Here is a 23,669-nt window from a genome sequence, read left to right on the forward strand (position 1 = left end):
ATTTATTTTTTAGCCATGCCTTGTTGATTTAGGAAAGGTTTCGTTTCCGTTCTTGGTAATCTTTTTAGACTACTTAAGACACTTTCAGCCCAAGAATGTTTCTTAGCACCACTTGTTCGATGGGCATAATAATTTTTTGTTTGTTCTTCATATTCATCCACGACTCGGTCTGTCTCATTATTGTATTTATTGACATGATAAATACCTGTAATCGGCATTCTAGGCTTCAAGTCATTTCGTACTTTAGGATAACCGATAACTAATCCAAAGATCGGGAAAACATATTCTGGTAATTCCAGCATTTCAGAAATTTCTACGATGGCGTCACGGATTCCCCCAATGTAACATACGCCCATCCCCATTGATTCTGCTGCTATTGTCATGTTTTGGGCAGCTAAGCTCGCATCTACCGTCCCTACTAAAGTAGCATCTATTCCTTCGAGTGTCAGTTGAATATCAACATTCCTTTTTTTAGCTAATTTATTTAGTCTTTGCATATCTGCGCAAAAGATAAAAAAGTGACTGCCTTCAGCAATAAATGGTTGGTTGCCCGCTAATCGAGCAATTTTTCTTTTGAGCTCTTCCTCTTCGATTCCGATAATCGAATATGCTTGCAAAAAACTGGATGAGGAAGCTGCTTGAGCAGAAAGAATCAATTCTTTCACTTGCGCCTCTGACATTTTTTTATCTGAAAATTGTCGAACAGAAACATGCTTTTGTAATAAATCAATGGTTTCATTCATACTAATTCGTTCCTTTCATTCCGTACTATTTTTTTAGTTTATCATTTTTGTACCAATCAGTCAAAAATCATTTTTTCAAAAGTTAGTAAATAAATTTAGGAACTCTAAATCGATACGCCGTTTTCTTTTTGCTATCCAGGCTATTCTTATGGCTTTATTCATTACAAAAAACAGTCAGAACTAAGTCCTGACTGTTTTGTTTTAACTTACTCATGATGCTTTTTTGTTTTGGGCTTCAATAACTTTCTTTTGCTCTAAATCAGCTTTTATTTGCGGATAAATTGTATCTAAATGATAAAATAGCATGGTTACTATCGAACAAATAATCAAGAATATTGGGACATAAAGATACATTGCTTGGATGGCAAAAATTGTTCGTTCAGTTTGCACAGCTGCTCCGGGCTGATACATTCCCCAAGCTAACAAGCCACTTGCTAGTCCACCAGAAATTGCCTGTGCTACTTTTCCTAAAAAGCCATTGATCGCTGAAAGAGAACCAGAGACATTGATCCCTGTCTTCCATTCCCCAAAATCAACTGAATCTGCTTGCATAGAAAAATAAATACTTTCTTTCACGCCATAACCAATTGCTGAAATAAAAGCCCCTACTAGAATGCCTGGTATACGACTAGCTGCAAACATGATCACGATTAAACCAACTAACTGGATACCCGAAGACAAAAGATACAAGTTTCGCTTGCCAAATAATTTAGCAAGCAGCGGGACGAAAAAGTTCGCAAACATTGGGACAATCGACATAATCGTTGCTACCGTAACTGACAGTGATTTGCTGCCGACGACAACAGAAAAATAATAAACTAACGCACTTGATTGAATAAAGAAACTAGTCCACATAAAAAGAATATTGACGGCAAAGACCAACCAAGGTTTATTCTGTTTTAACGAAGTCAAAACTGTCTTAAGTGAGGGATTTTTCACCCCATGGACTGGTAATTCTCGAACATTGAAGAACGTAAAAAAGAATAAAAGACAACTAATAATTCCGAAGATCCCCATGACAATTTTGAAGCCAATTTGTTCATTTCCATGTCCAAAAAAGGCCACCAAAGCGAATGCGCAAGAGCTGACGATCGTTGCACCAAGAAAGGCAAAAAATTTTCGTGAAGTTGATAACGCTGTTCTTTCTTCTGTATCACTTGTTAAACTAGGTAAAATTGAAGCCATTGGTACGTTGACCAAAGTGTATGCTAGCGATAACCCAAAGTAGGTGATATACGCATACACTAATTTCCCTGAGGCAGAAAAATCAGGGACACTGAAACATAAAAAAGCAAAGAGCGCAAAAGGAATCGTTCCGAAAAGAAAATAAGGCCGTGATTTTCCCCAACGCGTATTGGTATGATCGATCAAATAGCCCACCAATAAATCGGTGATCCCGTCTACAAAGCGCGTAACAACAAACATCAAACTGATTGCTGCGGCATTTAAATGCATGACATCTGTATAAAAGTACAGAAGATAAAGTGAAATCATTTGCCAAATAAGGTTACAGGCTAAATCAGAAACACCGTAGCCAATCCGTTGTCGCCAAATGTTGAATTGGTTTCTTTTCAATTGATTCATTTGTGTCGTTTCCATAATAAAACTCCTTTAAAATGATCTACCAGCAATTACAACCGCTTTCACCACATGATTAATCTATGGATCATCCTGTAGAAATATACAGAATGATCCATGATTTTTAGCAAGACTAATTTTCCACTAGATATTTTCCAATCAAATACGCCGGTGTGCAACTCCACGCGTGACAATAGCTATTTAATATTGGGCTGCCGTAAGGAGAAAAGTCTAAATCTTCTGGTTTAAAGGCTTCCCAAAAAGTATCCGCACCTAAGTCCATCATTTTTCCCCAATAGTCTTTCATCAATTGAATCGCTTCTTCGCGGCAATTCGCCAGAAATAATGCTTCCACCACATGATGGTACATATAAGGCGTAGCAATTCCTCTTATCGGAAAATGATTTTTCACCGTTGTCTGCATAATTGCTTGATTTGTTGGCGTGTCGAATACTTCAGCCAACACCATCCACACTTGACTTGCAATGTTTACTTCGTTTGTCCTTTCAATTATGAATTGCTTTTGCTTTGGGTCAAATAAATGTTGTGTTGAGAATTGGATCATTTTTTCCAAAACTTCTTCGTAATGTGGCTTTTCTCTTTCATTTGAACGTTCAGCTAATTTCAAGAATCGTTTCAATACGTAGATCATGATTGCTTGTCCAGCAGTTGCTTTATCGAAATCATTCGACCAGTCAACAAAGACAGGACAGTCTTCCGTTAATACTAAACGACCAGCATCGTCAACTTGTGTCAGTGCCAAATCAACAGCATTTTTGGCCACGAAATAAAGATCTTCTAAAACGCTCTTATCATTCGTGTGTTCAACATAATCATATAGTGAAGCAATAAAGAAAAGACTGTAATCAAATAAAAACGTATCATCTGGTGTCAAACGAGGTTCCGTAAAGACATTTGCGGGAATCTTTCCTTCCACTGTTCGCATGCCACCAAAAAGATACAAGCAACGTTTTACTAACGACAAATCATCAAACGTATAGTAGTTAGCTAACGCTTGTAAGCGCAAATCCCCTAACCATAATCTTCGATCTCGTTTAGGACCATCTTCAAAAACTGTCTGCATACAGTCAAAAAGGGTCTTAACTGAAATATTGTACATTTCCTTTAATGTATCATCTTCAATTGTTCTTGCTGGCAATTGTTCCATTGATACCGAACTTTTTGCAAGAAATCGCGGATGACGAAAACTTGCCTGCCATTTTGGTGACGTGTCGATTACAGTTAATTCGACATAACGACAGCTATAACGTCGTGGTAATTTTAGAGTAGCAGGCAATACATCAAGATGGACGAACTCTTCTTGAATCCATGAGCGTGATAACCAACCATCATAGTCTTCTGAATTGGCATACAATTCAGAAGGTACTTCCGCAAATTTCAAACGCAAATACAAAGGTGCATCCATCGGCGAACCAACTGAGTCGATATCAATACGAAATTGTCCGACATAATGATCGCCTAAATCCAAGATGATCGACTCCTCTCTTCCCAATGTGTACTTTTCTAATGCTAAGATATCTTTTTGACTTTCTAGTAGTGAAAAGTCATTTGAACGCTGGTTTGCAGGAATTTTTTCAACGATCCTAACCGGCTTAATTTCTGTCTCCATTAATTCTGGGATATTTTCTTCTGCTTTTGTCAAAAGTTTTTGATCGTATTCCCAAACGACATCGTTGTTTATTTGAAAAGTAAAAGCCATGTTCATTCTCCTCACTTATTTTTTATCAAACAGTAACATTTGTATCTTGAAGAGTAGTTTCGTGATTTTCTGATGTTCCATATTTTTTTTGCAATCGCATCATAATAATCCCAGCAATTGTCGCCAATAAGACGATTCCAGCAAAACCAATCATTGAAGACTGAATCCGTTCTGGCATCACTAGGTAAGGTGTAACGAAGGCGAAAAGCCCACAACATAAACGGGAGAAGCCGTTAATGAATCCTTGCAAAGAAGCTCTGGTTTCTGCCGGAAACGATTCTTGTGTCCATACCTTGTAGATTGCTTCGCCTGCTAAAGGATTTCCAAAATTATAAAAGGCGATCGTAATAGCCAAAGCGATGAAGCCCGCACCACCACCAAGCAAAGCCATACCGACCATTGCTGCAAATTGAACGAAGGCACCAACAAAGAAAGCTTTGTTACGATATTTTCCACCAGCAATTGAAGTGAAAACAATCGTTGTTGCTAAAGAAACAACGTTCAAGACAATTCCTAGACCAGTAGCTTGTGTTTGACTCGCACCAGCATTTGTTAACGCATATGTTTGAAATTGTCCCCACGTATTGGCTAATAAATTCCAACAGATATAAAAAGTAAGAATAGTGAAAAAGAAGCCGAGATATTTGCGTTTGTTTTCACCAAAAAGAACCGTTTTGAATGAGACTTCTTGTCCTTCTTGTGTGATGGCTTTATTGACTGCTTGTCGAGCATTTCCTTCTTCATGGAAACGTTTGAATTTAGCTGAAAATGTACGCCATAGCCATGTGATAATTGCAAAACCAAACAAAATAGCAAACACGATCCGTGCACCCAATACACCCTCGATGCCAGAAAGCAAGAAAGAACAAATATAAGAAATAAATACACCAATTTGCCAAAAAATCTGAGTAGAAGAAACTAATTGCGCAGACGTTGTTTCATCAGGCGCATCATGTGAGACAACCGTCAAACTAATTGGTAAATCGGCACCAGATGACAGGCCCATGACAATCACACCAGCTAACAACATCAAAAAATTCGTCGAAAACAAGCAGATGGCTGCACCAATCGCATAAAAAAGATTAAGCCAGTTAAAGGAACGAATTAATCCAAATCCTTTTGTAATATTTCCGGCAAACATTGAGCCAAAAGCAATCGCAAACGTTAATCCTCCAGAAAGAATCCCTACTTGACCAGTTGTTAGTTCTAATCCTTTTTGCCAAACTGGAATCGTTGCGGACAATCCAACGATACAGCCGGATCCAAGCATGGATCCAATTCCTGCAGCCGTAGCTAAAGGAGAATATTCTTTGACGACTGAATTACTTTTTTTATTCAACACAAACACTCCATTTCTTTTTTTAGCTGATCAGCTTACGAGGTAATTGTAAGCGCATCACGGCTTTTCAACCATGGTCTAATTCCAGATATTTTTAGCCAAACTACAGAAAAGACTTTCCTGCAAAAGCAGGAAAGTCTTTTCACTTCTTCAACTGATTTCGTATTTGTTTTGGTGTTTTATCTGTGAATCTAGCAAATAATTTATAAAGAGAAGGCAACGAATGAAAACCAACCTCATAAGCGATTTCTTCCATACTTTGATCTGTTTCTTTCATCAGTTCTAATGCCGTTTGATACTTAGCAGAATTGATCAACTCCTGAAATGTACGTCCAGTGTCTTTTTTTAATTTATTGCCCATATAATTTGCATTGTAACCAAATTTATTTGCTAACTCTTTCAAGCTGAGGTACCTAAAATTGGTTTCAATATATCGCATGATCTGAATGATTTCTTCATCCTTTTGCTGGTAATGATCTAAACGTTCTTCTTCAATCACACGAGTTAACTCGATCAACAAAAGGGAAAGCAACAGATTAGCTTCTCGCATATAGTATCTTTTCTTTTGCACATATTCGCCAATTAATTTGTGGAGAATGTTTTGAACTTCTTCATTTTTTCCACAATGAAAATGGATGAAAGCATCATGTTTCCCTGCTTTATTTGAAGCATTCATCAAAAACTCGTTCACCAATCCTGTTGATTTGACCATATTAATGATGATATCGGTAGTAATCGACTCATCTTTTAATAAAATATTGATCAATAAATCGTGTGTGGTTAAAGGGTCGATTCGTTGCACGATCTCTTTATCTAACAAAATAATTTCGCCTTCATTCAACACTACTTTTTTTTCATTCACATACTGGGTACAGCTACCAGAAAGCATGTAATTAAATTCGACAAATTCATGTGTATGATTCGGCATAGCAGAATAACGATGATGCTTATTGATAAAAATATTCCCTTCTTTAAAAAAATTAGTGCTCGGCATTTTAGGAATGTCCACCTTTTCAAACGGAAGATTTTGATCGTTCACATTATAGCCTTTTGTGCGCTGAATAATTTCAATTTCATTTTCTTGCAGAAACAATTCTTTCAATGCTTCATCTTTCATTTGAGTTCCTCCTGCTAAATTAAAGTAATGATTAGATGTGGTAAAGAAATTTTTCATTAGTAGAATAACATAACAAATAGTTTTCGCCCATCACACTTTCTCAGCGGTTTTATCTAGCGCAGATTCTTTATCGGTACCTTGACATACGCAAAAAAAACAGCGCTACGGTATTCGTGATGAATTCCTTGCGCTAGTTTTTTCTTTAGGCTTTGCTTCATGGATTATACCATTATGCTTTGATTGAAATGTTTCCTGCTAAATAGTCTTTGCCTAACTCAATATAGTGCTGAATATTTGCCTGATTTTTTTGGATTTCTTCCTCCGTTAACGGACGGATCACTTTGGCTGGTCGCCCAAATGCCAACACATTTGGCGGGATCACTTTGCCTTCCGTTACCAAAGATCCTGCGCCAATCAGACTATTTTCGCCGATCTGCGCATGATTCAAAATCGTTGAGCCCATCCCAATCAGTGCACCTTTTTCAATTTTACATCCGTGAAGCAAGCATTGATGACCGACCGTTACATTTTCTGCAATCTCTGTTGGTGCATCGTGATCTACATGGATAATCGTTCCATCTTGAATATTGCTTCCTTTTCCTATCTTGATCCAATTACTATCTCCTCGCAAAACAGCTTGGTACCAAATCGTAACATCTTTGGCTAAAGTAACATCACCAACTACTGTTGCATTTGGCGCAATAAATATTTTCTCCATTTGCCTCCCACTTTCACTCATTCTTTGTTCAAAGTATAGCAATACTTTTCTGTGAATACTAGAAAAGAATCAATGAAAAAAGGTTGCAACAAAAGTCTACAGACTTCCTGTTACAACCTTACACTTGAGTTGAATCCTATAGTTGTTCTAAGACAACTTCATAAGCTTCAACTTGTGCGAGTAAACGCTCGATTTGCACTTCGTTTTCGATAAAATTGATTGAATTACCTAATTCTTCTTGTCGGCGTGTTGTTAAACGGTCGATTTCTTTTTTAGCTTCAGCGATTTGTTTATTTAGAAATTGTTCCATGTTTTCCATCTCCGTTTCTTCTTGATACTTTAACTGTATCACCAAGTTTTTGGAAAAACAAAAATTTCGCATTGAAGAATAATTTCCCGATTAACCAGTTAACTGTTACTCGACTTCTTCAGCAAATTGGCTGTTGTAAAGTTTCTCATAAAAACCACCTTGTGCAAGTAAACTTTCATGCGTTCCTTTTTCAATAATCGATCCTTGATCCATTACTAAAATCAAATCTGCCTCACGAATCGTCGATAATCGGTGCGCGATCACAAAACTTGTGCGCCCTTCCATGACACGATCCATTGCCTTTTGAATCAGAGCTTCAAGACGTGTATCAACTGAACTTGTTGCCTCATCCAAAATCAAAATTTTAGGATCAGAAATCACTGCGCGGGCAATCGTTAATAACTGCTTTTGACCAAGAGAAACATTGTCACCTTCAGCATTGATTTCCATATCGTATCCGTCTGGCATCGTGCGAATAAAGTGATCGACGTTCGCTGTCTTTGCCGCGTCGACGACTTCATAATCAGTGGCATCTAACTTCCCAAAACGAATGTTGTCTGCAATAGTTCCTTCGTACAACCAAGCATCTTGTAATACCATGCCAAATAGCGAACGAACATCGCTTCGACTTAAGGATTTGGTGTCAATGCCATCAATTTTGATTGCACCACTATTGACATCATAAAAACGCATCAATAAATTGATCAAAGTCGTTTTCCCTGCACCAGTTGGCCCAACTACAGCCACCATTTGTCCTGCTTGGACTTCAAAATTCAAGTCTTGGATCAACGGTTTACTTGGATCGTAAGCAAAGTCAACATGTTCAAACGTGACCGCACCTTCAACAATTTCAGGTAAAGTCGCATCGACTTCATTCAATGGTTCTTCTGGCTCATCAAGAATTTCAAATACTCGTTTTGTTGCTGCAGAAGCACTCTGTAGCACAGAAGAAAGTTGTGTGATATTTCCCATCGGCTGACTGATTTGCCAAATGTATTGAATAAACGCTTGAAGTTGCCCTACAACGATCACACCAGTGATAACATAAAAACTTCCCATGACAGCCATGCCAATATACGTTGCATAAGCAGTCAATTGAACTAATGGCATCATTAAACCAGAAATAAATGCCGCTTTAAAACCAAAGTACTTTAATTGATGGTTAACAGCTTTAAAACCGTCTAGCGTTTGTTGTTCACGTCCATAAACTTTTAAAACAGTAAATCCTGTCATATTTTCTTGGACATATCCATTCAAATCACCAAGTGAATTTTGCATATTTTGGAAATCTTTTTGCGATACATTCACAATTTTTTTAGAAATCCAAATAGAAGCTGGAATCATGATCATCGAGATGAGTGCCATGATTGGTTGAATGTAAAACATCATTACTGCAGCCATTGCAATTGCAAGTATGGCATTAACAATGCCAATAAACGCTTGTTGTAATGCGCCACTCACAGCATCCACATCATTTGTTACCCGAGATAAAATATTTCCTTGTTGATTTTTATCAAAATAAGATACTGGCAAACGATTGATCTTTTCTTCAATATCACGACGCAAATCTTGCATTGCACTTTGCACCACATTCGTCATCAGCACCCCTGACAACAATTGTGAAACACAGTAACCGATTCCGACAATCGTGATCCAAATCAAGCATTGGATAATATAAGAAAAGTTGATTGGTTCATTATTTGCTAAATTTCGACTGATTTCCGTTGTTGGCAACCCTGTCACGTAAGGAAGGGCTGCATTGAAAGCAACCGTTAAGACAGTAAATAAAAGGACCAAAATAAAAGTTGTTTTATACGGATTAATATAATGTGCCAGTCTTTTTAAAGAAGAAAATGTCTGTTTCATGCTAATTCCTCCTTCGATAGTTGAGAGGCGGCAATATCGTAATAGATTGGGCAAGTTTCCAGTAATTCACGGTGCGTACCCATTCCCACAACTTCCCCTTCGTTCAGCACAACGATTTTGTCTGCGTGCATAATCGTTCCAACACGTTGTGCCACAATCAAAACAGTTGATTCCGTTGTTTCTTTCTTCAAGCGAGCACGAAGTTTTGCATCTGTTTGGTAATCCAAAGCAGAGAAACTATCGTCAAAAATATAAATTTCTGGTCGGCGGATAATTGCGCGGGCAATGGCTAACCGTTGCTTTTGACCACCAGAAAAGTTTGAACCCCCTTCTGAAAGATGTTCATTAAATCCATCTGGTTTACGAGAAATAAAGTCAGTCGCTTGTGCAATATCTGCTGCTGCTTTCATTTCTTCATCTGTCGCATCTTCTTTTCCGTAACGAAGATTTTCTGCAATAGTTCCAGTGAATAGTAATGCTTTTTGCGGAATAAAACCGATTTTGTCACGTAAAGCACTTAAACGATAGTCGCGTACATCTACACCATCAATCAAAATTTCCCCTTCACTCACGTCATAAAAACGCGGGATCAATTGGATCAAAGTTGACTTACCACTCCCCGTACTTCCGATAAATGCAACCGTCTCACCGGGTGATGCGGTAAAACTTACATTGCGAATGACTGGTTCTTGTGCATGACCAGGATAAGCAAATGTTACATCCTTAAACTCAACAAATCCTTTTGTTTTTGTTTCTGAAACCCCGTCAGGATTTTCTGAGATCTCAGGCTGTGCATCTAAGGCTTCTTGGATACGTGAAGCCGAAACAGCTGCTCTTGGATACATCATAAAGACACTTGCAAAAAGCATAAATGAGAAGAGTGCATGAAAAATATATTCGATAAATGCAATCAAGTCCCCGACTTTTAATGCTCCGGCATCAATTTGTAGTGTCCCACTCCAAATAATCAAAACCATGACAATATTAAATAAGAAATAAAAACCTGGTTGCGCGACTGCCATCAAACGAAATAAACTTTTTGAGCTTGAAGCATAATTTTCATTAACTTCGCCAAAGCGTTTTTCTTCAAATTTTTCATTCACAAAAGCGCGAATGACACGCAGGCCAGATAAATTTTCTCTTAATATGCTGTTGATTTTATCTAAGTTTTTTTGTTGCTTTTTGGATAATGGTTCAGAAACTTTTGCAATTGCTATCACAGCAAGTAGTAAGAAAGGGAGCGCACCAACTACATAAAGCCCTAATCTTGCACTTGTCCGAACAACCATATATAAACTAACTGCAAACATCATCGGTGTCATAAAACCAATTCGTAAAATATTTTGTAAAAACAGCATGATTTGATACGCATCATTCGTTGTACGCGTAATCAAAGAAGAAACACCTAAATTTTCATACTCTTGATGCGAATAACTTTGAATTTTTTCAAATAAGTCATCGCGAATATCCGCAACGATATTTGTCGTGATTCTTGAGCCAAAATAGCCTAAAAGAATATTTAAAATAATTCCGATGACGGTAATCACGATCATGACGATTCCTTGTTGTTTAACGTAATCAAAATCATCTTGTAATATCCCAAAGTCGATCATTCGTGCCAAAATTGTTGGTAAACCTAATTCAATGAGGATAAATCCAAATACACAAATAAAATTGAAAAGTAAAAATTTCTTATACCTCATTGTGTAGTGCCACATTAACTTCACTTTCTCATCTCCCTTTTAAAAATTTCATTTTTTTGCCATTAAAACCCATGATAGCACACTAAAATCCTTATTAGAACACTTCTCGTTCAAAAAAATATTGGAAATAAATCCCCAACATTTTTTTAAGACTCTGTTGTTGATTTCTATACTTATTCCCCAATTTGTGCTAGAATAACAAGTAATTATTGTATAATTTTTTATACAAAGGTACGGTTGAAAAAAATTCCGAACAGAACAAGCAAAGCGAGGCTTGTCTCTTTGATCCAAATAATTAATTTGAGTCAAAGCATATCAAAATTCAGGTGGCTTGCCCACTCGTTTTGTGTTGTCTAAAAAATCAACTAGCTAAATTCCTGCATATGCAGATAAAGGAGACAAAATAAATGATTTACAAAGTTTACTATCAAGAATCAAAAATCCGTAACCCAAAACGGGAAGAAACACAAGTTCTTTACATTGATGCGAAAGATGATGTCGAAGCACGTCAACGCGTCGAAGAAAATACCCCATACAATATTGAGTTCGTTCAACTTCTAGAAGGAAATCACCTAGAATACGAAAAAGAGAACGTTCAATTTACTTTAGTGGAGTTTTAAGATGAAACTTTCCATCAAAAATAATGAGACAGGCGTCTTTGCAATTGGTGGATTAGGTGAAATCGGGAAAAACACGTATGGGGTACAATTTCAAGATGAAATCATCCTTATTGATGCTGGAATTAAATTCCCAGAAGATGATTTACTTGGAATTGACTATGTGATTCCTGACTACAGCTACATCGTTCAAAACATACACAAAGTAAAGGCCCTTGTGATCACTCACGGACATGAAGATCATATCGGTGGTATTCCTTATCTTTTGAAGCAAGTAAATATTCCTATTTACGCTGGGCCTCTTGCATTAGCTTTGATCACAAATAAATTGGATGAACATGGCTTGCTTCGTGATGCTGAGCTTCACGAAATCAATGAAGATACGGTTATCCGTTTTAGAAAAACATCCGTTAGCTTTTTCCGTACAACCCATAGTATTCCAGATGCTTTAGGTGTTGTGGTTAAAACACCATCAGGAAATATCGTTGCAACAGGTGACTTCAAATTTGATTTTACCCCCGTTGGCGAACCAGCTAACTTGCACAAGATGGCACGTATTGGTGAAGAAGGCGTTCTATGTTTACTATCTGATAGTACAAATGCTGAAATACCAACTTTTACGAAGTCAGAAAAAACGATTGGCATGTCAATTTTAAAAATCTTTGAGAAAATTGAAGGACGTATTATTTTTGCCAGCTTTGCTTCAAATATCTTTCGTTTACAACAAGCCGCAGATGCCGCAGTTGCAACTGGACGAAAAATTGCGGTCTTTGGTCGTAGTATGGAAAATGCAATCGTTAATGGCCAACGTCTAGGCTACATCAACGTTCCTGAGGGTACATTTGTCGATGCGCATGAGATCAATCGTTTACCTGCAAACGAAACAATGATTTTATGTACTGGTTCTCAAGGTGAACCAATGGCTGCTCTTAGTCGTATCGCGAATGGAACTCACCGTCAGATTCAAATCCAACCAGATGATACCGTGATTTTTTCAAGCTCACCAATTCCAGGAAATACAACAAGTGTCAATCACTTGATCAATTTACTGTCCGAAGCTGGTGCTGAAGTTATTCACGGAAAAATCAACAACATCCACACTTCTGGTCATGGTGGCCAAGAAGAACAAAAATTGATGTTGCGTTTAATCAAGCCAAAATATTTCATTCCCGTTCATGGTGAATTTCGAATGTTAAAAATCCATGCTTCCTTAGCACAAGATGTAGGTGTTCCTGCTGAAAACTGTTTTATTATGGAAAATGGTGATGTCTTAGCATTGACTGCAGACTCTGCTCGACCAGCTGGACACTTTATTTCTGGCGATGTCTATATTGACGGTAGCGGAATCGGTGATATCGGTAATGTTGTCTTGCGTGATCGCCACACCTTATCTCAAGAAGGACTTGTATTAGCTGTTGCTACAGTTGATATCAAGAAAAAAGAAATTTTGGCTGGTCCAGATATCTTATCACGTGGCTTCGTTTATATGCGGGAATCTGGTGAGATGATCAACGAAGCACAACGAATTTTATTCCACGCCTTAAGAGAATGCTTGAACGCACCTGATTGCTCAGAGCATAAACTAAAAGAAGCAATGACTAGTGCATTACAACCTTTCTTGTTTGATCGTACAGAAAGACATCCAATGATTTTACCGATGATTATGACTCCTGATGTGGATGAATAATCTTTGGACTATTCCCACAAAATAAATAAGAACAAAACACCGCTGTTGCTGCATTTGATAATGAGGTAACACGGTGTTTTTTTGTTTTCAAAATGACTCAACTATCAGAAAGATCAGAAATTAGTTTGTGACTTTCAAATTGTTTAGCTATTTCTGAATATATCTATTTATAATTATTCTTTTGTTTCATTAGGAGTTTTTCTCTTAATAAAAGACGCTCTTGTCTTCCGTAGTGATTCCCTATTAAGTATAGATAAAAAAGACAGTAACCACATCAAGTGCAGTTACTGCCTTTTGGATATTGAGTAAATTAAGCTTTCTCAACGTTTGTAGCTTGAGGTCCGCGATCTGAATCTTCTACATCAAAAGTGACAGCTTGACCTTCTTCTAATGTTTTGAATCCGTCGCCTTGGATTGCTGAGAAGTGAACAAATACGTCGCTTCCGTCTTCACGTGAAATGAAGCCAAATCCTTTTTCAGCATTAAACCATTTAACTGTTCCATGTTCCATTATATAATAGCCTCCTCGTGCATAAGAGCACTTATTATTTTGTAACATTGCTCGTGTACGATAGAGGTGAACAAATGTCTAACTTCTATTCCCAAACAAAATTACACTATAATTGTACACTTGCTCTGTTTTTTTTGCAAGAATGTCACTTACTCTTCTTCAAGTAAGCCTTCTTCTCTCAAACTCAAATATTGTTTCGTACCAATAATCAAATGATCTAATACTTCGATCCCCATCAACTCTCCGCACTCTCTCATTCGTTTAGTAAAATGTAAATCTTGCTTAGATGGGATAACATTGCCAGATGGGTGATTATGCGCCAAGATAATTTTTGCTGCCGAAACTCTTACGGCAAAATGAAAAATTTCTCGTGGATGAGCAATTGACTGATTCAAAGAACCAATAAACAACGTTTTCTTCAAAATAATTTGATTCTGGGTATCCAAGTAAATACAGACTAAATGTTCTTGTTGAAAATCACGCATTTCCATAATCAACTGTTGCGCAAGTTCATAACTTGAGCGTACGAGTGTACTTGCTGGACGGGCCTCTGCTTGGATTCGTTGACCCAACTCGATCAATGCACAAATTTCTAATGCTTTCACTCGACCGATTCCTCGAATCTCCCGCAACTCAGTTAAAGAAGCTTGACGTAAAGCAGTTAAATTAGCAAACTTCTTCAAAACCTCACCTGCAATATCCATTACATTATAAGGATGTTGTCCTGTGCGCAACAAAATCGCTAGTAATTCTTGATCCGATAATGCCTCTACACCGTAAGACTCCATTCGTTCTCTTGGAAGTGATGTTGTTGGTACTTCTTTCATCAACCGTTTCCCCATAAAAAAACCTCCTATTCCGTTCACTATAAGCTACGAAAAAAGAGGCATTTTCTATTAAATAAATGTTGGAATTTCATGTAACGAAGAGACTACAGCAACTGTTTTGTCTGCAAGTTCAGCAGATGGCTCCAGTAAATCAGGTACCATAATGACAGGTATTTCTGCTGCTTCTGCTGCTAAAATCCCATTTTGTGAATCTTCTAAAATCAACGTATTTTCTTTAGCGGTTCCTAACTTTTGTTGTGCTAATAAAAAGATTTCTGGATCTGGCTTTGCGCGTTTCACATTTTCAGCAGAAACGATCGTATCAAAGCGAGTCAATAAATTATTTTTTTCTAACAAGAGTTCGATCACTTTTCGCTGATTGCTAGAAGCAACTACTTTAGGAATTTCCTGTTCATCCAAGAAATCCAGTAGCTCCATTACACCCGGTTTTAGTTGAACGTTGCCTGAGGCAAAACGAGTGAGTGTTTCTTGGAAAGACTCGTCAATAAATCGCTGAACTGTTTCTCGTCCATACTCAGCAAAAATCTCATGATAATTTGCCCAGACTTCTTCATCTGAAACACCCAAAAACCGTAAATAAAACTCTTTATCATACGGGAACCCCATTTGATCGGCTACCATTTGAGTTGCCTCATAATAAACCATTTCTGTATCAAACAACAAGCCATCCATGTCAAAAATCACTGCATTAACCTTCATCATTTCCTCCTAATTCAACTAATAGTTTACGAACTTCTGAAATAAAGTAAAGAGAACCTGTTACTAACAATACATCTTCGTCTGTCATTTTTTCTAAAATTTCAGCTAATCCAAATTGCCAAAGTGAAACGATCGATACTTTTTGATTGGCTAAATCTGCTACTTGATCTAATTCGATTGCTTTCGGATACTCAAATGTAGTGAGATAAATATGGGCGTTAGGGATTTCCTGTAATTGCTGTAACATACTATTTACATTTTTCGTAGTCAATGCCGAAAACAAAATGTTGATTCGATAGCCAGAAAACTCTTTTTTCATATTTTGAACTAATCGTTTCATTGCATGCGTATTATGTGCGCCATCTAAAATAACTAATGGTTCTTTGCTTAATCGTTCCATTCTGCCAGGCCAGTACGCTTGTTTCAATCCATTTTTGACTTCTTTTTCGCGAAATGGTAACTTTTCCATTTGGCAATAAAGAGCATACAATTCAATAGCAACACCTGCGTTTTCTACTTGATGCTGCCCCAACATACTTGTGCTTAGACCGACCATTTTCCCAGTTTCATTATAAAAGTCAAAAATCTCACCCCAATTTTTAGCTGGATGTTGATAAGACACTTGATAGTCTTCATCAAATAAATAATGTTTTGCATTTTTATTTTTGGCTATCTTATTAATTACTTCCAGTGCATTTGATTCGATTTTTCCTGTTACAACAGGCACACCTTGCTTAATGATTCCTGCTTTTTGTGCTGCAATTTCTTCTAGTGTTTTGCCAAGAATCTCGGTGTGATCCAGTCCAATCGTCGTGATTGCTGTCAATATTGGCTCAACAACATTGGTTGAATCCAGTAAGCCGCCCAAGCCGACTTCAATAATTGCAATATCCACTTGTTTTTCTAAAAAATAATCAAATGCCATTGCCGTCAAAGTCTCAAATTCCGTAATGCCAGCAACTACTTCAAATTTATCAAGATGTTCAACCAAGGGCTGATATTTTTCCACTAATTGGATCAATTCTTCATCAGGAATTTCTTTGCCATTGATCGAAATTCGTTCATTAAATGTTTCAATATAAGGCGAGGTAAAGGTTCCTACTGTTAATCCCGCTTCTTCTAACAAACAACGCAAGTACGTTACAGTTGAACCCTTGCCATTGGTCCCAGCAATATGAATTGTTTTGATTTTTTTTTCTGGGTGATCAACGACTTCCAATAATGCGTTTACGCGATCTAAACCTGGACGTGAGCCAAAAGGTAATCGACTATGGATCCAAGCAATTGCTTCTTCAATTGTCATCAACAATGCCCCCATTTCTCTTTCATTATAGCAAAAAGAAAGAATGAAAGAAGAGTTCCACTTAAAGAAAACTGAAAAATCATTCAAAATCATTTTCTTCCTTCTATTATAGGAGCTTCTGATAAAAAGTTAAAAAATTTCTTGGTTATCCTTCAAAAAAAGAAGACCAAAAATTTCTGGTCTTCTCTCTTCTTGAATCTTCATTTTTAACATCATTCTTTTTCACCGTTTAGCCAATCGTACGCAAACTTTCAATACGATCCTTCACAGCTGCTTGTTTTTCTAAATAATCTTTTTCTTTGGCACGTTCTGCCTCAACAACATCATCTGGTGCATTAGATACAAAACGTTCATTGCTAAGTTTTCCTTGAACTCGTTTTACCTCACCTGTCCATTTAGCTAATTCTTTTTCAAGACGTTTGATTTCTTCTTCAATATTGATCAATCCAGCCAATGGTAAGAAAATTTCAGCCCCTGTTAAGACGGCCGACATTGCTAAATCTGGTGCAGTAATCTCACTGGAAATAACTAATTCTTCCGGATTACAGAAACGTTCAATATAATTGGTATTTTCAACCAAGAATTGATCAATTTTTGGATCAGTCGTCTTAATCAATAAAGTGATTGGTTTTGATAACGGTGTATTCACTTCTGAACGAATATTACGTACTGCACGAATCAACTCTTTTAGGACTTCCATTCCTTTTGAAGCTGTTTCATCATCAAATTCTGGACGAACAACAGGATATTCCGCCACAACTAATGAAGTCCCTTCATGTGGGATATGTTGCCAAATTTCTTCCGTTACAAATGGCATGATTGGATGTAACAGACGTAAAATTTGATCTAGTGTGTGGATTAAGATACTACGAGTCGTTTGTTTTGAATCCACATCATCGCCGTAAAGAACTTCTTTACTCATTTCAATATACCAATCACAAAAATCATCCCAAATGAAGTTATACAATTGGCGACCTGCTTCACCAAACTCAAAGTGGTCAAATAAATCTGTTACTTTAGCAACTGTTTCATTTAGACGTGTCAAGATCCAACGATCAGCAACTGATTTTTCACCAGTTAGATCAATGTCTTTAACTGTCATGCCTTCCACATTCATGATAACAAAACGTGAAGCATTCCAAATTTTATTGATAAAGTTCCAAGCTGCGTCCATTTTTTCATAACTGAAACGCATATCTTGTCCTGGTGCAGAACCATTTGATAAGAACCAGCGAAGTGCGTCAGCACCATATTTTTCAATTACTTCCATTGGATCAATTCCGTTACCCAACGATTTACTCATCTTACGACCATCTTCTGCACGGATCAATCCATGAATCAAGACGTTATCAAATGGTCGTTCCCCAGTGAATTCGAGACTTTGGAAAATCATTCGACTAACCCAGAAGAAAATAATATCGTAGCCAGTCACCAATGTGCTTGTTGGAAAATAACGTTTATAATCTTCGCTGTCTGTATCCGGCCAGCCCATTGTTGAAAACGGCCATAATGCAGAACTGAACCATGTATCTAAAACATCTGGATCTTGCACCCAGTTTTCGCTATCTGCAGGAGCTTCCATTCCAACATACATTTCGCCAGTTTCTTTATGATACCAAGCAGGAATTTGATGTCCCCACCATAATTGACGAGAGATAACCCAGTCGTGCACATTGTCCATCCAACGCAAGAAAGTTTGGTCAAAACGTGGTGGGAAAAATTCCACCGCGTTATCTGTTTCTTGATTTTCTATTGCTTTTTGAGCAAGTGGTTGCATTTTAACAAACCATTGGGTGGATAAGCGAGGTTCAACAACAACTCCTGTACGTTCAGAATGACCGACACTATGCGTCATAGTATCGATTTTGATTAAACGACCGATTTCTTTTAAGTCATCGACAACTGCTTTTCTTGCTTCAAAACGGTCCATACCAGCATATTTTCCAGCTAATTCATTCATTGTTCCGTCTTCATTCATTACATTGACGCGAGGTAAGTCATGACGATTACCAACCTCGAAGTCATTTGGGTCATGTGCTGGCGTAATTTTAACAACACCTGTTCCAAATTCCATATCAACATACGTATCTGCAACAACTGGAATTTCTTTGTTGACTAATGGTAAGATAACTTTTTTGCCAATCAAATCTTGATAACGTTCGTCATCTGGGTGAACAGCCACTGCGGTATCCCCAAGCATTGTTTCTGGACGTGTCGTTGCAATCTCAACGATGCCAGAACCATCTGCTAGTTCATAGCTCATATGGTAAAATGCACCTTCGATGTCCTTGTGGATTACTTCAATATCGGATAATGCTGTTCGAGCTTGTGGATCCCAGTTGATGATGTACTCACCACGATAAATCAGATTTTTTTCATATAAAGTCACAAAAACTTTACGGACAGCTTCTGATAACCCATCATCTAAAGTAAAACGTTCACGGCTATAGTCTAAAGACAAGCCCATTGTTGCCCATTGTTCACGAATATGGCTAGCATATTCTTCTTTCCAATCCCAAACTTGGTCGATAAATTTTTCACGACCTAAATCATAACGAGAAATTCCTTGTTCACGAAGTTTTTCTTCTACTTTTGCTTGAGTGGCAATACCTGCATGGTCCATTCCTGGTAACCATAATGTATCGAAACCTTGCATTCTCTTTTGGCGAATCAACATATCTTGTAATGTTGTGTCCCAAGCATGACCTAAATGTAATTTACCAGTTACATTTGGTGGTGGGATAACAATTGAGTAGGGTTTCGCTTTCTTGTCGCCACTTGGTTTGAATAAATCTTGATCCAACCAGTTTTGATAGCGGCCAGCTTCAACTTCTTGCGGATTATATTTTGTTGATAAATTTTTTTCTTCCGTCATCCTGTTTCCTCCTTTAAAATAAAAAAAGTCCTAAAATACTTTCGTATTTTAGGACGTATAATTTACGCGGTACCACCTAATTTGTACTAGCAAGTTTTGCTACTACCTCTCAAGTGAGTTAACGATCACGACTCGTTTATCCCTACTCCTTCATTGACTAACACAATGAGCTTCAAGACAAAGACTTCCAAGCTACCTTCACCAGCTATTATTAAGAACGTTTCAGCTACTCGCTCTCTCTCTAAAAATAAATCACTAGTTACTCCTCTTGTTCAACGTCATGATTCATTCTACATTCCTTTTTTTTATGTGTCAACTACACTTTATTTTTAGTCAACGTTTAAGAGAAAACAGTCGAATAATTTTCGTCAAAATAAATCAGTGTTTGCAGTTCTGTCGTTAAATCAATGTACTGAACATTGACATGCTCTGGCACAATCACTCGGTCAGGTGCAAAGTTTAAGATAGCTGTAACTTCACTTTTGACAATTTCATCAACAGCTGACTGTGAATACTTGCTAGGTACGGTAGAGATCGCTACGCTGACTTGCATTTCTTTTGAGATTTCAGCAAAACGTTCAATTGGATAGATCGTCAAGCCATCTATTTCTCTGCCAATCAGTTCAGGATCATTATCAAACACACAAACAATATTTAAATTATCATTTCGGCGAAAATTGTTATGTCGTAAAGCTTTACCTAAATTTCCATAACCCACTAACGCGATTCTTTTTTCTTCCCGGGTATTTAAAATACTATTAAAAACTTCGATCAGGAAAGGAACATCATACCCATAACCACTTCTTCCCAACTCACCAAGATGTGAAAAATCTCTTCGAATCGTTGCAGGCGGTACTTGCGTAATCTCACTAAATTCTTTTGATTTGATGCGAACAATTCCTGAATCATCCAACATCTTTAAGTAACGTAAGTATAACGGTAAACGTTTTGCTGTTGCTTTTGGTAACGTTTCAGATTTTTTCAACTCTCGCATGTTCAAAGCTCCTTGTTCATATTTTCACATATTTAGTGTATCATGTTTGAAACGTTGGAACAAGCATTCATGTCAATGAAAAAAGCAAAGAACAATAAAAATTATCCTTTGCTTTTCTAGCTAATTCAATTAATTATTTGGTACTTTGGCATTTCTCAAACAGCTTCTTCGGCAATAAGTTCTCTTTTCATAAAACTATGAGAAGCCTATTTTTAGAAAAGCATTCTTATTGCTTGAAGCTAACCGCTTAGAGCCACAACCTTGTCTACAGTGTTCTCAAAACAACTCCTCCATATAGCTTTCAGTCATCTCAAAATATGAAAAGTTATTTCGAATACCTACCCGCTATTTTATCAGAGCTGAACACTTCTTTCACAACCTTTTACAACAAATCAGCAAATTCCTCTTCTTGTTCCTGAATAGCATCTACACGAATTGCTTCGATTTTCAGCCCTACCAACGCACGCTCAATCATTTCATCAATCGCTAAGCGTTCTTCATACTGATGAACTTTATCCAAGTTTGGTCGCGTTTTTGGCTGTGGTGGTGCAAATATAGTACAGCAGTCTTCAAATGGTTGAATAGATAACTCAAATGTATCGATTTTTTCAGCAACTTCAATAATTTCTAGTTTGTCCATTGTTGCCACAGGACGAATAATCGGTGTATTCGTCACTTCATTGATTGCAACCATACTTTGCAATGTTTGAGAAGCCACTTGGCCTAATGATTCACCATTTAAAATAACCAATCCATGACGAATACGACGAATTTCATCTGTTAATCGTAACATCATCCGGCGGGTAATTGTCATCCAGTATCCTTGTGGGACTGATTTTTTAATTTCTTCTTGTATTTCTGTAAATGGTACTTCAATAAACTGAATCGTTCCCACATATGGTGCTAACTTGGCAGTTAAATCTTTGGCTTTTTGTAATGCTTGCTCGCTTGTATAAGGCGGACTAGCAAAATGGACAGCTTCAATTTCAACACCACGTTTCATCGCATAATAGCCTGCAACAGGTGAATCAATCCCACCAGATAACATCAACATCCCTTTTCCACTCGTGCCAACAGGTAAGCCACCCGCACCTTTGATTGTCTCATAAGAAAGGTAGGCACCATCGCGACGAATTTCCACACGTAATGGAATATCTGGCTTTTTCATTTGAACGTTGATTTCTGGAAAAATATCAAATACAGCATTCCCCAGTGTTTGGTTCAATTCATTACTAGTTAATTCAAAATCATGATCACTACGTTTGGCAATAATTTTAAATGTTTGCTCCCCCGTATAAACTTCTTTCATGATTGCTTGAACACTATCTTTTAAGACTTGAACATCTTTTTCTACACGAATACTTGGTGAAAAATTTTGAATACCAAAAATTTTTGCCAATTTTGGTATAACCAAATGCCCATCTGCACCATTTAACAATAAATGCATACGATCACGGTCTGCATGAATTTTGATTTCTGGGAACTCTTTTAACGTTTGACGTACATTTTGTGCTAATTGCATAATAAACGTTTTGCGATTTTTTCCTTTCGTCGATAGCTCGCCGTAGCGAACCATAATTTCACTATATTTCACCGAAACACTCCTTCATTTAATTAATAGCTGAGAACTTTTGATACAGTTGTTTAAAAATAATCATAAACTGTTCTACTTCAGCCATTGAATTACTTTCATCTAAACTAATCCGAACAGCAGATGTCGCTAAGTCATGAGGCACATGCATCGCATGTAACGTACTGCTAGCCATGTGTTTACGAGAAGAACAAGCACTCGTTGTTGAAATAAAGATTTGTTTTTCTTCCAACGCATGTACGAGCACTTCACCACGAATTCCTTTTAATGAAAAACATAAAATATGCGGTGCATAATTTTCTCCTTCAGAAAAAATCGTCACCTTATCGTATGTTTTCAACGCGCCGATCAATGCCGTTTTAAGATTTTTTGTATGCTCAGGTTTTCTTGCTTTTGTATCTAAAGAAAGGCGTAATGCTTTTGCCATTGCGACAATTGCAGGAACATTCTCCGTTCCACTTCGTTGATTGTTTTCTTGCCCTCCACCAGTTAGTAAAGGTGCTAAACGACGACCTTTTTTCCAGTAGATGAAACCAATTCCACGAGGTCCATGAAATTTATGCGCAGAAAATGTTGCAAAATCAACACGTTCGGTCAGCCATTGGTCAGTTGGAACCTTTCCAATTGCTTGCACGGCATCAACATGAAAATGGATTTTTGGATAGTCTGCTAAAAATTCACTGATTTCTTGAATTGGTTGAATAGAACCAACTTCATTATTAACACCCATAATTGAAATCAAAATGGTTTCTTTGCGAACTAATTTCTTCAGCTCTTCTACAATCACGAAACCATTTTTATCCACAGGTGCAATACTGACTTCCATCCCTAGTTCTTTTAGTTGTTCGGCGGTTTCGCTCACTGCAGGATGTTCGATTCCAGAAATAATCAAATGATTACCGTATTCACGTTTCTCAATCACTGTACCTTTCAAGATCCAATTATCGCCTTCTGTCCCACCAGAGGTAAAATAAATTTCTTCTGCAGTTGCGCCAATAAGCTCAGCAATCTGCTTTCTTGCCTGTTGTAATAAACGATTGGCTTGGTTGCCCAAGTCATGTAAACTTGATGGATTCCCAATAATCCGCTGACTTGTCTTTACATAGGCATCTAAACTTTGCGGAAAAATTGGGGTTGTCGCGCTATTGTCAAAATATATCATAAGAAACCCCTCTTTTTTGAAATTCTTTTCTATTATAACGGTTGTCCTATATGCTTTCAACAATTCTTTTTTGTAAGTTGATGTGGCTCTAAACGGTTAGCTTCAAGCAATAAAAATGCTTTTCTAAAAATAGCTGCTCATATTTTTAGAAAAAGAGAACTTATTGCCGAAAAAGCTGCTTAGGGAACACCGTAGACAAGGTTGTGACCCTAAGCGGTCAACTCCGAAAAATAATGAAAAAATCGACTAAATGTAGTTGTTTCGCAGAAAAATTTCAAAGATCCTGTT

Annotated in this window: 19 protein-coding genes and 1 other annotated feature; of the genes, 2 read left to right on the plus strand and 17 right to left on the minus strand. The window is 37.4% G+C overall.

The annotated features are described in order from the left end of the window. Positions 1-2: 2 nt before the first annotated feature. From nfsA to efrA, 9 genes are all read right to left on the minus strand, one after another. Entirely contained in the window at positions 3-743 is a 741-nt protein-coding gene (gene nfsA, locus AC4BD1_RS09115) for an oxygen-insensitive NADPH nitroreductase (RefSeq protein ID WP_490485508.1), read from the minus strand. A 210-nt stretch (positions 744-953) separates the two neighbouring features. Then, complete coding sequence (locus AC4BD1_RS09120; RefSeq protein WP_490485509.1) at positions 954-2,342, minus strand: MFS transporter; 1,389 nt, start codon at positions 2,340-2,342, stop codon at positions 954-956. Between the two features lie 112 nt (positions 2,343-2,454). Beyond that, positions 2,455-4,041, minus strand: a complete 1,587-nt coding sequence (locus tag AC4BD1_RS09125) for an alpha-L-rhamnosidase-related protein (protein ID WP_206907540.1) — start codon at positions 4,039-4,041, stop codon at positions 2,455-2,457. Positions 4,042-4,066: 25 nt separating this feature from the next. Beyond that, positions 4,067-5,380, minus strand: coding sequence for an MFS transporter (locus AC4BD1_RS09130; RefSeq protein ID WP_490466345.1), 1,314 nt, complete (start codon positions 5,378-5,380; stop codon positions 4,067-4,069). 142 nt (positions 5,381-5,522) lie between these two features. Beyond that, entirely contained in the window at positions 5,523-6,497 is a 975-nt protein-coding gene (locus AC4BD1_RS09135; protein WP_206907545.1) for an AraC family transcriptional regulator, read from the minus strand. Between the two features lie 229 nt (positions 6,498-6,726). Continuing rightward, entirely contained in the window at positions 6,727-7,215 is a 489-nt protein-coding gene (locus AC4BD1_RS09140) for a gamma carbonic anhydrase family protein (protein WP_206907547.1), read from the minus strand. Positions 7,216-7,351: 136 nt separating this feature from the next. Next, positions 7,352-7,525: a hypothetical protein gene (locus AC4BD1_RS09145; RefSeq protein WP_430733289.1), complete on the minus strand. Its 174-nt coding sequence runs from the start codon at positions 7,523-7,525 to the stop codon at positions 7,352-7,354. 105 nt (positions 7,526-7,630) lie between these two features. Then, entirely contained in the window at positions 7,631-9,391 is a 1,761-nt protein-coding gene (gene efrB, locus AC4BD1_RS09150; protein ID WP_490466346.1) for a multidrug efflux ABC transporter subunit EfrB, read from the minus strand. Then, positions 9,388-11,118 carry a multidrug efflux ABC transporter subunit EfrA gene (gene efrA / locus AC4BD1_RS09155; protein ID WP_206907551.1) on the minus strand — a complete coding sequence of 577 codons (1,731 nt, stop codon included), beginning with the start codon at positions 11,116-11,118 and terminating at the stop codon, positions 9,388-9,390. Before efrA ends, efrB begins: the two co-directional genes overlap by 4 nt. A gap of 383 nt (positions 11,119-11,501) precedes the next feature. On the opposite strand from efrA, the gene AC4BD1_RS09160 reads away from it, so the two are divergent. Beyond that, positions 11,502-11,714, plus strand: coding sequence for a DNA-directed RNA polymerase subunit epsilon (locus tag AC4BD1_RS09160; protein ID WP_067480254.1), 213 nt, complete (start codon positions 11,502-11,504; stop codon positions 11,712-11,714). Position 11,715: 1 nt separating this feature from the next. Further along, complete coding sequence (gene rnjA / locus AC4BD1_RS09165) at positions 11,716-13,398, plus strand: ribonuclease J1 (RefSeq protein WP_206907553.1); 1,683 nt, start codon at positions 11,716-11,718, stop codon at positions 13,396-13,398. Between the two features lie 310 nt (positions 13,399-13,708). On the opposite strand, the gene AC4BD1_RS09170 is transcribed toward rnjA, so the two are convergent. The 8 genes from AC4BD1_RS09170 to AC4BD1_RS09205 form a co-directional block, all read right to left on the minus strand. Beyond that, the gene (locus tag AC4BD1_RS09170; protein ID WP_067480248.1) at positions 13,709-13,909 is read right to left on the minus strand and encodes a cold-shock protein; all 201 of its coding nucleotides are present in this window, start codon (positions 13,907-13,909) and stop codon (positions 13,709-13,711) included. Between the two features lie 149 nt (positions 13,910-14,058). Continuing rightward, positions 14,059-14,751, minus strand: coding sequence for a RadC family protein (radC, locus tag AC4BD1_RS09175; RefSeq protein WP_206907555.1), 693 nt, complete (start codon positions 14,749-14,751; stop codon positions 14,059-14,061). A gap of 54 nt (positions 14,752-14,805) precedes the next feature. After that, entirely contained in the window at positions 14,806-15,456 is a 651-nt protein-coding gene (locus AC4BD1_RS09180) for an HAD family hydrolase (RefSeq protein WP_206907557.1), read from the minus strand. Beyond that, positions 15,446-16,759, minus strand: a complete 1,314-nt coding sequence (locus AC4BD1_RS09185) for a bifunctional folylpolyglutamate synthase/dihydrofolate synthase (RefSeq protein WP_206907593.1) — start codon at positions 16,757-16,759, stop codon at positions 15,446-15,448. Before AC4BD1_RS09185 ends, AC4BD1_RS09180 begins: the two co-directional genes overlap by 11 nt. A 229-nt stretch (positions 16,760-16,988) precedes the next feature. Beyond that, a complete protein-coding gene (locus AC4BD1_RS09190) occupies positions 16,989-19,634 on the minus strand; it encodes a valine--tRNA ligase (protein ID WP_206907566.1) in 2,646 nt (881 codons plus the stop codon). Between the two features lie 46 nt (positions 19,635-19,680). After that, positions 19,681-19,919, minus strand: a binding site (T-box leader). 55 nt (positions 19,920-19,974) lie between these two features. Next, positions 19,975-20,628 carry a redox-sensing transcriptional repressor Rex gene (locus AC4BD1_RS09195; protein WP_206899588.1) on the minus strand — a complete coding sequence of 218 codons (654 nt, stop codon included), beginning with the start codon at positions 20,626-20,628 and terminating at the stop codon, positions 19,975-19,977. Positions 20,629-21,010: 382 nt separating this feature from the next. Beyond that, the gene (gene thiI / locus AC4BD1_RS09200) at positions 21,011-22,222 is read right to left on the minus strand and encodes a tRNA uracil 4-sulfurtransferase ThiI (protein WP_490485510.1); all 1,212 of its coding nucleotides are present in this window, start codon (positions 22,220-22,222) and stop codon (positions 21,011-21,013) included. A gap of 16 nt (positions 22,223-22,238) precedes the next feature. After that, on the minus strand, positions 22,239-23,381 hold the full coding sequence (locus AC4BD1_RS09205) for a cysteine desulfurase family protein (protein WP_490466347.1): 1,143 nt from the start codon (positions 23,379-23,381) through the stop codon (positions 22,239-22,241). Positions 23,382-23,669 lie beyond the last annotated feature (288 nt).

It is taken from the genome of Enterococcus sp. DJ147D b, assembly GCF_058216655.1.

Excerpts from the sequence above, each read along its gene's own strand:
- AC4BD1_RS09195 (WP_206899588.1), bottom strand. The coding sequence starts at position 20,628 with ATGCGAGAGTTGAAAAAATCTGAAACGTTACCAAAAGCAACAGCAAAA.
- AC4BD1_RS09120 (WP_490485509.1), bottom strand. The coding sequence starts at position 2,342 with ATGGAAACGACACAAATGAATCAATTGAAAAGAAACCAATTCAACATT.
- AC4BD1_RS09160 (WP_067480254.1), top strand. The coding sequence starts at position 11,502 with ATGATTTACAAAGTTTACTATCAAGAATCAAAAATCCGTAACCCAAAA.
- AC4BD1_RS09180 (WP_206907557.1), bottom strand. The coding sequence starts at position 15,456 with ATGAAGGTTAATGCAGTGATTTTTGACATGGATGGCTTGTTGTTTGAT.
- efrB (WP_490466346.1), bottom strand. The coding sequence starts at position 9,391 with ATGAAACAGACATTTTCTTCTTTAAAAAGACTGGCACATTATATTAAT.
- AC4BD1_RS09145 (WP_430733289.1), bottom strand. The coding sequence starts at position 7,525 with ATGGAACAATTTCTAAATAAACAAATCGCTGAAGCTAAAAAAGAAATC.
- AC4BD1_RS09135 (WP_206907545.1), bottom strand. The coding sequence starts at position 6,497 with ATGAAAGATGAAGCATTGAAAGAATTGTTTCTGCAAGAAAATGAAATT.
- AC4BD1_RS09140 (WP_206907547.1), bottom strand. The coding sequence starts at position 7,215 with ATGGAGAAAATATTTATTGCGCCAAATGCAACAGTAGTTGGTGATGTT.
- rnjA (WP_206907553.1), top strand. The coding sequence starts at position 11,716 with ATGAAACTTTCCATCAAAAATAATGAGACAGGCGTCTTTGCAATTGGT.
- AC4BD1_RS09170 (WP_067480248.1), bottom strand. The coding sequence starts at position 13,909 with ATGGAACATGGAACAGTTAAATGGTTTAATGCTGAAAAAGGATTTGGC.
- nfsA (WP_490485508.1), bottom strand. The coding sequence starts at position 743 with ATGAATGAAACCATTGATTTATTACAAAAGCATGTTTCTGTTCGACAA.
- AC4BD1_RS09185 (WP_206907593.1), bottom strand. The coding sequence starts at position 16,759 with ATGACAATTGAAGAAGCAATTGCTTGGATCCATAGTCGATTACCTTTT.
- AC4BD1_RS09205 (WP_490466347.1), bottom strand. The coding sequence starts at position 23,381 with ATGATATATTTTGACAATAGCGCGACAACCCCAATTTTTCCGCAAAGT.
- radC (WP_206907555.1), bottom strand. The coding sequence starts at position 14,751 with ATGGGGAAACGGTTGATGAAAGAAGTACCAACAACATCACTTCCAAGA.
- AC4BD1_RS09125 (WP_206907540.1), bottom strand. The coding sequence starts at position 4,041 with ATGGCTTTTACTTTTCAAATAAACAACGATGTCGTTTGGGAATACGAT.
- AC4BD1_RS09190 (WP_206907566.1), bottom strand. The coding sequence starts at position 19,634 with ATGACGGAAGAAAAAAATTTATCAACAAAATATAATCCGCAAGAAGTT.